Source organism: Dactylosporangium sp. NPDC000521, from assembly GCF_042898305.1.
Classification (GTDB): domain Bacteria; phylum Actinomycetota; class Actinomycetes; order Mycobacteriales; family Micromonosporaceae; genus Dactylosporangium.
Window position 1 is genome coordinate 145,113 of sequence record NZ_JBIAYW010000019.1, and the last position, 10,960, is coordinate 156,072.

At 72.2% G+C, this 10,960-nt stretch carries 10 protein-coding genes; 3 read left to right on the forward strand and 7 right to left on the reverse strand.

All coding sequences use genetic code 11. The features are described from left to right. Window positions 1-25: 25 nt before the first annotated feature. From pstS to ACFY3L_RS41995, 4 genes are read right to left on the reverse strand one after another with little or no spacing between them, the layout of a single operon-like run. Window positions 26-1,606 (reverse strand): phosphate ABC transporter substrate-binding protein PstS, encoded by a 1,581-nt coding sequence (pstS, locus tag ACFY3L_RS41980; RefSeq protein ID WP_389337961.1) that lies wholly within the window; start codon window positions 1,604-1,606, stop codon window positions 26-28. Beyond that, a complete protein-coding gene (pstA, locus tag ACFY3L_RS41985; protein ID WP_389337964.1) occupies window positions 1,596-3,023 on the reverse strand; it encodes a phosphate ABC transporter permease PstA in 1,428 nt (475 codons plus the stop codon). The genes pstS and pstA overlap by 11 nt, the downstream gene beginning before the upstream one ends. Then, a complete protein-coding gene (gene pstC, locus ACFY3L_RS41990) occupies window positions 3,020-4,042 on the reverse strand; it encodes a phosphate ABC transporter permease subunit PstC (RefSeq protein ID WP_389337967.1) in 1,023 nt (340 codons plus the stop codon). Before pstC ends, pstA begins: the two co-directional genes overlap by 4 nt. Beyond that, complete coding sequence (locus ACFY3L_RS41995; protein ID WP_389337969.1) at window positions 4,039-4,590, reverse strand: hypothetical protein; 552 nt, start codon at window positions 4,588-4,590, stop codon at window positions 4,039-4,041. Before ACFY3L_RS41995 ends, pstC begins: the two co-directional genes overlap by 4 nt. A gap of 222 nt (window positions 4,591-4,812) precedes the next feature. Between ACFY3L_RS41995 and ACFY3L_RS42000 the strand changes: the two genes are divergently transcribed. Continuing rightward, the gene (locus tag ACFY3L_RS42000) at window positions 4,813-5,532 is read left to right on the forward strand and encodes a peptidylprolyl isomerase (RefSeq protein ID WP_389337972.1); all 720 of its coding nucleotides are present in this window, start codon (window positions 4,813-4,815) and stop codon (window positions 5,530-5,532) included. A 41-nt stretch (window positions 5,533-5,573) separates the two neighbouring features. Next, window positions 5,574-5,969, forward strand: a complete 396-nt coding sequence (locus ACFY3L_RS42005; RefSeq protein WP_389337975.1) for a VOC family protein — start codon at window positions 5,574-5,576, stop codon at window positions 5,967-5,969. Between the two features lie 252 nt (window positions 5,970-6,221). Here ACFY3L_RS42005 and zwf read toward each other — a convergent pair whose 3' ends face one another. After that, window positions 6,222-7,742, reverse strand: a complete 1,521-nt coding sequence (zwf, locus tag ACFY3L_RS42010; protein ID WP_389337978.1) for a glucose-6-phosphate dehydrogenase — start codon at window positions 7,740-7,742, stop codon at window positions 6,222-6,224. A gap of 298 nt (window positions 7,743-8,040) precedes the next feature. Here zwf and ACFY3L_RS42015 point away from each other — a divergent pair, with 298 nt between their 5' ends. After that, the gene (locus ACFY3L_RS42015) at window positions 8,041-8,496 is read left to right on the forward strand and encodes a hypothetical protein (RefSeq protein WP_389337981.1); all 456 of its coding nucleotides are present in this window, start codon (window positions 8,041-8,043) and stop codon (window positions 8,494-8,496) included. Between the two features lie 64 nt (window positions 8,497-8,560). Here ACFY3L_RS42015 and ACFY3L_RS42020 read toward each other — a convergent pair whose 3' ends face one another. Together ACFY3L_RS42020 and ACFY3L_RS42025 are read right to left on the reverse strand one after the other, a co-directional pair. Further along, entirely contained in the window at window positions 8,561-9,454 is an 894-nt protein-coding gene (locus ACFY3L_RS42020; RefSeq protein WP_389338054.1) for an acyl-CoA desaturase, read from the reverse strand. Window positions 9,455-9,597: 143 nt separating this feature from the next. Further along, a complete protein-coding gene (locus ACFY3L_RS42025; protein WP_389337984.1) occupies window positions 9,598-10,944 on the reverse strand; it encodes an FAD-binding oxidoreductase in 1,347 nt (448 codons plus the stop codon). Between the last annotated feature and the right edge of the window lie 16 nt (window positions 10,945-10,960).

Genomic DNA, 10,960 nt, shown 5'->3' on the forward strand with positions numbered 1-10,960 from the left:
GGCGGGCCTTCGGTCGCGGGGGCGCTCATCGCCGGCCGCCGTCACGGTCGCGCCGGCCGCCGAGGGAGCGGGCCAGCAGGGGCGGGCCGAAGATCAGGCCGAGCAGCAGCGCGGCGGCGACGACCATCAACGCCCGGCGCAGGCCCCACGTGCCGGCCTGGTCCAGCGACACCGGCACGCCCGCCACGTCGTTGCCGGCGGCCCGGGCCGCGTCGACCGTCTCACCGGTGTCCGGGTCGACGACGGCGGGCGCAGACGACGACGCCGTCGGGCCCCCGGACGCCACCGGTCCGGCGGTGCCGCCGCCTCCGCTCGTCCGGGTCGGCGTCTTGCTGCCGCCGGTGCCCGTGGCGCACTGGTCGCCGCTGGCGACGTTGTCGCACTCGGGCGGGAAGGGCGCCGTCGCCGCCAGGGCGTTCTCGCCGTTGGGGCCGAAGGTCGGGTTCTGGCACTTGGTGACGTCCCACGGCGAGGACGCGCTGCCCGGGACGCGCGCGACCTGGGCCGCGGCCGCGTCGACGAGGTTCCTCGGCAGCGGTGAGTAGCCGAGGTTGTCCGCCTGGGCCTGACCCTTGCACAGGAAGTAGTGCGCGAACTCCGCGAGGGTGTAGCCCCTGTCCTCGGTCATCCGCATCTGGGTGTCGGTCGGCAGGATCATGTACGAGTACGACGACAGCGGGTAGGTGCGCTTGTCGTCGTTCGAGTAGACGTCGTCGAGGTTCTGGGTCAGGTCACTGTTGATCTTGGCGTGGGTCAGCGCCACCGCGACCGCGGTCGCCGTCGGCTCGACGAAGTACCCCTTGTTGTTGAGCACCTTCACCACGGGGAAGCTGGCGGTCTTCGCGTACGAGTACTCGACGTAGGTGATGGCGCCCTCGTACCGCGGCTGCGCGACGTAACCGGCGACGCCGTTGGAGCCGCTCTGCCCGATGTTCTTGCCGCTGATCACGGGGAAGTAGGAGGTCAGCCCGCACGGGCTCTGGTTGCGGCCGACCGAGCGGCAGAAGTCGCCCCAGATGGCCTGATGCTGCTTGCTGAGCCAGAGCGTGAACTGGGCGCTGGTGCCGGAGCCGTCCGAGCGCACCACGGGAATGATCTTCCGGTTGGGCAGGGCCAGCTTCGGGTTGTCCTTCTTGATCTGCGCGTCGTCCCAGTACGTGATCTTGTTCGTGAAGATCTTCGCGATGGTGTCGCCGGACAGGCGCAGGTTGGTGACCCGCTGGCCGCCGATGGTCAGGTTGTACATGAACGAGGTGCCGCCGGCGACGATCGGCATGTACGTGTAGCCCCGGCCGGTCGGCGGCGAGTCGATGTCGCGGGTGGCGCTGTCGGGCATGCCGTACGGGATCTCCGAGACACCGAAGTCGACCTTGCCGTTGGCGAACTGCTTGCGGCCGTCGGTCGAGCCGGTGTCGGCGTACGACACCTTCAGGCCGAACTGGGTGACGTTGCCGATCCACGCGCGCAGCGCCGGCTGGCTCCAGGTGGAGCCGGCGCCGGTGATCTGCACCTTGATCGGGGCGGCGTACGCGGGACTCGGCTGCGCCGCGACGGCCAGAAGACCGAGGACGACCCCGGCGGCGGTCTTGGCGACGCTACGGAACATCGAGAAACTCCTTATCGGGTTCACCGTCGGGATTCGCCTGCCGGCGGTGCTGGGACGTGCCGTCGAGGTCCGCCTGCCGGCGGCGCTGGAACCGCTTGACGTCGAGGGCCGACGCGACCGCCCGGCGACGCAGCTGCCCCGGGGAGAGCTCGCCGGGCCCGCGGCCGCCGATGACCCGCGCCGCCGCGAAGAGCACGAGGACGAGCAGCATGAGCACCGCGCCGGCGCCGAAGCCGCGGGTCACCATCTCCTGCTGCGGGAAGCGCACGCTGTTGAACACCAGCAGCGGCAGCGAGACCTGCGGGCCGGCCGCCGGGTTGAGCGCCATGAACTGGGTGAACCCGGCGGTGATGAGCACCGGCGAGGTCTCCCCGATGCCGCGCGCGGTGCCGAGGATGACGGCCGTCGTCAGGCCGGAGCGGGCCGTCGGCAGGACCACGTGCCAGACGGTGCGCCACTGGGAGGCGCCCAGCGCGAACGACGCCTCCTTCAACGTCCCCGGCACGAGCCGCAGCACCACGTCGGCGGCGCGGATGATGATCGGCAGGGTCATCACCGACAGCGCGATCCCCGCCGCCAGACCCGACTTGCTCTGGTCGAGCGCCAGGATGAGGCCGGCGTAGATGAACAGGCCCGCGACGATCGACGGCAGCGCCGTCATCGCCTCGACGAGCGTGCGCACGAACCTGCTGAAGCGGCCCGGGATCTCGCCGAGGAACACCGCGCAGGTGATGCCGAGGGGCACCGACAGGATCAGCGCGATGCCCATCTGCTCGAGCGTGCCGACGATCGCGTGCAGCGCCCCGCCGACGTCCAGCGGGCTCGCCGGCTGGACCACGCTCATGTCCTCGACCCAGAAGTTGCCGTGCACCAGCGCCGGCCACGCCCGCCAGAACGTGAACCCGACGACGATGACGAGCAGCGCCAGCAGCAGCATGCCGATGCCGGTCATGACGGCCGCGGCGATCCGGTCGCGGATCGCGGGCCCGTCCTCGGTGAGTGAGGTCAGCAGCCCGAGGAACGCCAGGAACGCGAAGAACACCACCACGACGAAGCCGAGCACGCCGTCGAACGGGGCGATCTGGCCGAACAGCAGGGCGGTGAACGCGAGCGCGGCGAGGAGCGAGCCGGTCACGTTGAGCCGGTCGAGGCGCCGGCCGGCGCGCAGCTCGCGGCGCCGCTCCTCGCCCGGGGCGGCCTCGGGCAGCGGCCGCCGCACGAAGGTCCGGGCGTCGTCGGGCCGGGCGTGCCGCGGTCCCCCACCGGTCTGCTCTGGCTGCCCGTGTACCGGCTGAGCCGGCTTCAGCAGGTCGACACGGGTCTGCTCGACGACCTTCGCCGGGTCGGGCGGGCCGCTCGACGACGCTCGCGTCGCGTCGGGCCGGCCGGCCGGCGGGGCGGTGTGCGTGGAGGTCATGTGCCGGCTCCGGATCGGCTGCGGCCGATGACGATCGACGCGGCGAAGTTGACCAGCAGGGTCATCACGAACAGTGCGAGCCCCGCGGCCATCAGCGCGGAGACGGCGAAGTCGGCCGAGTCCCCGTAGCGCAGTGCGATCAGCGACGACACCGAGATCGCGCCGGTCTGCAGCACGTGCCACTGGATGTCGAACACCGGCGAGATGATCATGTAAACGGCGATGGTCTCGCCCAGCGCCCGGCCCAGGCCGAGCATCGAGCCGCCGATGACACCGCCGCGGCCGTACGGCAGCACGACGGTGCGGATCATGCCCCAGCGGGTGCCGCCGAGGGCGTAGGCACCCTCCCGCTCCCCGATCGGCGCCTGCGAGAAGACCTCGCGCGAGATCGAGCAGATGATCGGGGTGACCATCATCGCCACGACCGTCCCCGCGACGAAGCTCGACGCGGTGAACACGGTGATGCTCGACAGCGGGTTGGTCGTGTCGTAGTCGGCGACCTCGAAGATCGGGATCCAGCCGAGGTACGTGGCGATCCACCGCGACAGGTGGATGATGTTCGGCTGCAGCAGGAACACACCGAACAGGCCGTAGACGACGCTCGGCACGGCCGCCATCATGTCGACCAGCGTCACCAGCATCCGGCGCATCCGCCGCGGCGCGTACTCGCAGATGTACAGCGCCGTGCCGACCGCGACCGGCACGGCCAGGACGATCGCGATGCCGGCGATGATGACGGTGCCCGGGACGACCGCGGCGATGCCGAAGCTCCCGGAGACCGGGTCGGGCTCCCACTGCTTCGTGGTGAAGAAGCTCCACCGCACGACCTTGAGGGCGGTCACCGCCCGGTACGCCAGGAACGACCCCACGAGCAGCGCCACCAGCAGCACCGTCGCGCCGGCACCCCGGGCGACGCCCCGGAAGACCCGGTCGGCCGGCGACGGGCGCCACTTCAGCCGCCGCGGCTCGTCGGCCTCCCCGGTCCCGGCGGCGCCGGAGCGCGCCTCGACGACCGTCATGCCGGCGGGTTGCCGGGGGTCGCCCGGTACATCAGGCGGGCGCCCTGGGCCCGCACGTCGCGCTCCCCGAGGCGGGGGCGGTCGGCGTACGGGCCCCGGGCGCCCCGCGGCGCCGGGCGCGGCGGAAGGACCGCCGTGTCACCGCCGGCGCCGAGCACCAGGGGATGACCGCCTCGGACACTGCGGGTGCCGGCCACCACGACCGCCGCCGGCACGGCTTCCAGGAAGCGCTCGAGGTTGTAGTGGCATTCCCTGGCGCGCAGATAGGAACGGCTGGACATTCCGACGGTGTCGCCGTCGATCTCCACCCGCCAGACCCACTGCCCGCTGGACTCCACCGCGGCGACCGTGCTGCTCGCGCCGGCGAACCCGGCGCGCAGGTGCAGCACCGAGTCGCGGCACGCTCCATAGGTCTCGAACAGCCGCGCCGCTCTGCCCAGCGGCCGGTTGTTCGGCGAGACCAGCATCCAGGTCGTGGCCTCGGCTACCGCGCCGTCATCGGCGGCCGCCGCGGCCAGCGATAAGAAGACGAACCTCGATTGTTGCACCAGCTGCCCCTTCGTCCACCCGGCACGCCCACCCGCTGGGACACACGCTCGGGACAGCGCATGACCAACAGGCGCGGCCGTGTGCGCACGCCGGACATGCAAGAGGTGAACAACGGGAAGGGGCAGTGCCGCAGCTATGCCGCCGTTCCGGGCCCAAACGGGCATCGACCTTGACGCGGTACATCGACATCCGTTAGACCTCTTGGAGATTCCCAATCGTCGATGGAGGACAACGTGGTCCGGATCCGTGCCGTCGTGGTCATGCTCGCGGTGGCGGCGTTCGCTGTCGCACCTACCCCAGCCTCAGCCGCCGACCCGGGCGGACCGACGACCGGGCCCTGCGCGTACACCCCGACACCCGACGACCCTGCGGTCCGGCCGGTGCCACTGCCCCGCGACCCGAGGCACACGCCGTCGCGCGGCACGGTGACCGTCACGCTCTTCACCAACCTGGGCCTCATCCCGCTGACCCTGGACCGGGCGCAGGCGCCGTGCACCGTGCAGAGCTTCCTGCACCTGACCCGGCACGGCTTCTACAACCGCACGATCTGCCACCGGCTGACGACGTACCCGACGCTGAAGGTCCTGCAGTGCGGCGACCCGTCCGGCACCGGCGAGGGCGGGCCGGGCTACAAGTACAAGGACGAGCTGCCGACCGGCCTGCCGCCGGCCCCGACCGACCCGACCGGCGCCCGCAAGGTCTACGCCCGCGGCGTGCTCGCCATGGCCAACGCCGGCCCCGACACCAACGGCAGCCAGTTCTTCCTGGTCTTCGCCGACTCGGCGCTGCGCCCCAACTACACGATCTTCGGCAGCGTGCGCCCGCTCGGCCTGCACACCCTGGACCGGATCGCCGCGGGTGGCGTCGCCCCGACCGGCGACGACCCGGCCCCGGTCGACGGCGCTCCCGCCCTGCGCACCTCGATCCTCCTGGCCGCGTAGCCGAGTGCCCTGACGGCGGGCGCCCCGGTACATTCTGCGCCGTGGCTCATTACAGCAGGCTGTACACGATCGTCCTGGACGTGCCCGCGACCGACGAGGACACGACCGTCGCGTTCTGGCGGGGCGCACTCGGCGCCCCGCTGGAGCGGGTCGGCAAGTACCCGGACTTCCACGGCGCCCGGATCCCGGGCCACGACCTGCTCCTGCTGACCCAGCGCCTCGGCGCCGCGGACCCGGCCGGCACCCCGCGGGTCCACCTGGACATCCACACCGACGACCTGGAAGCCGAGGTCACCCGCCTGGAGTCCCTGGGCGCCACCCGCGTCGAGCGCCACGACCGCTGGTGGATCATGCGCGACCCCGCCGGCATCACCTTCTGCGTCGTCCTCGACCACCCAGGCACCCTCGACGCCACCAACGCCACCGAATGGCCCTGACCCGCGTTTCCGTGATCCGCGTTTCCGTGATCCGGAAGACTTATTGCTGCTCTGGCGACAATATGTCTTCCGGATCATGAGGAACCCCCACCCCAGCCACCGCGGAGGGCGACCACCGGATGGGCGCGGATGCGCAATCCGGCCGCGCGGAGCGCTGGCTGTGCGAGCGCAGCGAGCATTGGGGGTCCGGGGTGAGAATCCCCCGGCGGGACCCGCCGCGCCAGCGGTGGGGCGGCGAGCTATAGCCGAAGGCTACGGGCGGGAAACAGTATTGCGCCAGGCTCGGCCGCTGCGTTCGATGAGGCGGTTGGCCTCCGTCGGGCCCCAGGAGGCGGCCTCGTACGTGGGGATCGGGCCGGTGTCCTCGGCCCAGCGCTCCAGGATCGGGTCGACGATGCGCCAGCACTGCTCGACCTCGTCGGAGCGGATGAAGAGGGTTGTGTCGCCGATGAGGGCGTCGAGCAGGAGCCGCTCGTAGGCCTCCGGGGACTCCTCGCGGAAGGTCTTGTCGTAGGAGAAGTCCATGCTCGCCGAGCGGACGCGGAACGAGTGGCCCGGGACCTTGGCGCCGAAGCGCAGGGCGATGCCCTCGTCGGGCTGGATGCGCAGGATGAGGGCGTCGGGCTGGAGCTCGGTCAGCTGCCGGTTGGGGATCGGCAGGTGCGGCGGGCGCTGGAACTGCAGGGCGACCTCGGTGACCCGGCTCGGCAGGCGCTTGCCGGTGCGGACGTAGAACGGCACGCCGGCCCAGCGCCAGTTGTCGACGTCGAGGCGCAGCGCCGCGTAGGTCTCGGTGCGCGACAGGGGGTCGACGCCGGGCTCCTCGCGGTAGCCGGCCATGAGCTCCTCGCGGGAGCCGCCGCGCGTGTACTGGCCGCGGACCGCGATGTCGTCGATGGCCCGCCCGCTCGGCAGGCGGATGGCCTGCAGGAGCTTCACCTTCTCGTTGCGGACCGCCTCGGCGCTGAACGACGCGGGCGGCTCCATCAGCGCGAGCGCGAGGACCTGCAGCACGTGGTTCTGCACGATGTCGCGCATCGCGCCGGCGTGCTCGTAGAAGCTGCCGCGGGTGCCGACACCGAGGGTCTCCGCGACGGTGATCTGCACGTGGTCGACCCAGGTGCGGTCCCAGATCGGCTGGAAGATGGCGTTGGCGAAGCGCAGCGCGAGCACGTTCTGGACGGTGTCCTTGCCCAGGTAGTGGTCGATGCGGAAGACCTGCGACTCGTCGAACGCGGCGTGCACCGTGGTGTCGAGCTGCTTCGCGCTGGCCTCGTCGTGCCCGTACGGCTTCTCGATGACCAGCCGGGCGAACGACCCTTCGCGGGCCCGGTGCAGGCCGGCGCCGGCGAGCCCGTTGATGACGAGCGGGAACGCCTCGGCGGGCGTCGACAGGTAGAAGATCCGGTTGCCGGCGGTGCCCCGGTCGCGGTCGAGGTCGTCGAGCACGCCCGCGAGCCGCTTGTAGGTCTCCGGGTCGTCGTAGCCGCCGGCGATGTACCGCACGGCGCCGTTGAGCTGCGGCATGCCGGACAGGCCACGGTCACCGAGGACGGCGTGGACGAACTGGTCGTCGTCCATCGGCGTGCGGGCGACGCCGACCACGGCGAACTGCTCCGTGAGCCGGTTGTGCCTGGCGAGGCTCTCGATCGCGGGGATCAGCTTGCGCCGGGTGAGGTCACCCGACGCGCCGAAGATGACGACGGTCGCCGGTGGGGCGTGCCGGTCGTCGGACTCCTGCGGGATGGTGACGTGCTCACTGTCGCTCAGCATGGATGGGCGCCTCTCCTCGGACTGCCGCCGTGACATTACGAGTCAACCGCCGCGCACAGCAACGATTCCAGAACGTGACCGGCGTCTCGCGGATCCCACCCTACGGCCCTACAAGCGTTTGCATGACCCTCGATCTGTCCGGAACGTCCCAGTTGGCGGGACACAGCACCCTCATCCAACACAGGGACAACACTGGACACCACGCAGGCGGTCGGGTGGTTACCGGCCGCCCAGCCGGGTACCTTTGAGTGGTCAAGAGCATTCGGAGAGTAATCGTGTCGCAGGACGGGGATGCGCGATGTCGATCACACCGGTAGCAGCCACCACCACCGGTCTCACCGCCACCCAGGTGCAACAGAACCGCCAGATCGATCTGGTCGACCAACAGCGCCTGGACGACCAGCGGAGCCAGGACCGGCTGCAGGAGCAGCGGCTGCAGGACCAGCGCCTCGAGGAGCAGCGCAGGGTCGACGACCAGCAGGCGCTCCGCCAGGATCTGGTGCGGCAGGACCAGCGCCGCACCGACGACCTCCAGCAGTACCGCGACGAGCAGTACCGTCTCGAGCAGCAGCGGCTGCAGGACGACCGCCGCCTGGAGGACCAGCAGCGGATCCAGGACCAGCTGCGGCTGGAGGACCAGCTGCGGCAGCGGGCCGAGGACGCGCGCCTGCAGTTCGAGCGGGCCGCCGACGCCGCCCAGCGCCTGAACCCGACGAACGGCATGTTCAGCGGCCGGGTCGACGTCTACCTGTAAAGGCCACCCTGTAATAGGTCTCCAGGTATGACATCCATCTGTAGGACGTCCACCGGTACGACATCTACCTGGCGGCGAGGCGCGCCAGGCGCTCCGCGCTGGGCCAGCGCACGTCCCACGCCCACCCGGCCCGCTCGAAGAGCCGGATCAGCGCCGCCGACACGTCGATCTGCCCGGGCAGCACGCCGTGCCGGGCGCTGGTCGGGTCGGCGTGGTGCAGGTTGTGCCACGACTCGCCCATGCTGAGGACCGCGAGGGGCCAGAAGTTCGCCGACCGGTCCCGGGCCGCGAACGGCCGGTCGCCGATCATGTGGCAGACCGAGTTCACCGACCACGTGACGTGGTGCAGCGCCGTGACCCGCACGAGACCGGCCCAGAAGAACGCGGTCGCCGCGCCCCACCAGCTCCAGGTGGCCAGGCCGCCGATGACCGCCGGCAGGATCAGCGTGAGGATCGTCAGCGGGCCGAAGAGCCGGTGCACGAGCCGGATGTCGCGGTCGGCGAGCAGGTCGGGCACGAAGCGCCGCTGGTTGGTGAGGCCACGGTCGAGCACCCAGCCGAGGTGCGCGTGCCAGAAGCCGCGCACGAGCGCCGCCGGGCCGGTGCCGAAGAGCCACGGCGAGTGCGGGTCGCCTTCCTTGTCCGCGAACGCGTGGTGCCGGCGGTGGTCGGCGACCCAGTGCAGGATCGGCCCCTGCACCGCCATGCTGCCGGTGACGGCCAGGGCGATCCGCAGCCACCGGCGGGCCTTGAACGCGCCGTGGGTGAAGTACCGGTGGAACCCGACCGTCGCACCGAGGCACGTCACCGTGTAGAAGGCCACCGCGAGCGCGACGTCGAGCCAGGTGAGCCCCCAGCCCCAGGCGAACGGGACGGCGGCGACGAGCGCCAGGAACGGCACCGTCACGAACGCGTACACCGCCACCTGCGCGGGCAGCGGGCGCCTTGCGGCCAGCATCGGAAGTGCCACGCCCGCCACGCTAGGCGGCGACGGTGACCGGCACGCCGCGCGGAGGATGCCGGTCGGCGACCGCCAGGATGCCGGACGGCGAAGCGCAAGCATGCCGGACGGCGAAGCGACAGGACGCCGGACGGCGACGGTCAGATGGCGTGGTTGGCGAGGAACAGCCCGGCCGGGTCCACGGCGGCCCGGATCGACCGCAGCCGCTGCCACGCCGCCGGCTCGTAGGCGGCCTCGGGATCGGCCGGCTCCTCCACGAAGTTCAGGTACTTCGCGCCGGTCGACCACGGCGCCATCGCCGACACGACCCGTGCGGCGTCCTCCCCGGCCGCCGCGCCGAGCGCGGGCGAGGCCGCGATCCCGGCCGCGTACAGCGCGAACGACCCGTTCAGCGACGGCAGCGCGCCGGCGCCCGGGGCGGGCCGCCCGAGCGCGCCGCCGAGGTGCCGCAGCTCGGCGGCGACGAGCAGGGACGTGCCGGAGTCCGGGCCGGCGACCGCCAGCAGCGCGTCGGCGGCGGCCGCCGGCAGGCCGCCGAGCAGCGCCGACTTCGACACCGCCGGGGTCGGGCCCTCCGGGTCCAGGTGCAGCCGGATCAGCGACGCGGCCGGCGCCTCGTCGAACGTGTCCAGGAACGGCCGCAACGCCCGCAGCGGGGCGATCGTGGCAGGGCCGGCGGCGCCGAGCACGGCACCGTCGATCACGATCAACTGGCGGCCCCGCAGGGCCGGTGGGAGTTGCGGCATCGGCGGGACCTGCAGCAGCCGCAGCGCCGTCGTCGCCTCGTCTGGTGCGGTCGCGGCCCAGTCGAGCCACGCCGGCAGCACCCGCGCGGCCTCGCGCCAGTCCCAGGCGAGCAGCCCCGCGTACGCGGTACGGATGGGGAACAGGTCGAACTCGACGGCGGTGACCACGCCGAAGTTGCCGCCGCCGCCCCGCAGCGCCCAGAACAGGTCCGCCTCGGTGGAGGCGTCGGCCCGCAGCAGGGTGCCGTCGGCCGTGACCAGCTCGGCGGCGGTGACCGCGTTGGCCTGCAGGCCGAGGGAGCGGGCGTACCAGCCCAGGCCGCCGCCGAGGGAGTAGCCGGCGACGCCCACGTCGGGCGACGACCCGTGCAGCGCGGCGAGCCCGTGCGGCGCGGCCTGCTCGACCACGTCGATCCACAGCGCGCCGGCCTCGGCCCGGGCGGTGCGGCCGGTGATGGTGACGCTGGTCATGGCGGACGTGCGCAGCAGGACCACGCCGTCGAGCGGGCCGAGGGCCCCCGCGTTGTGGCCGGTGCTCTGCACCGCGACGCGCAGCCCGGCGGCGGCCGCGGCGCGGACGACCGAGGCGACCTCGTCGGCGTCGGCCGGGTACGCGACGGCGGCGGGCCGCTGGTCGACCGTGACGTTCCACGGGGTCCGCGCCGTGTCGTACCCCGGGTCGCCCGGGAGGTGCACCGCGCCGCCGCACAGGCCGCGCAGTGAGTTCGCAACAGTGGTCATGCCGTACACCCTGCGG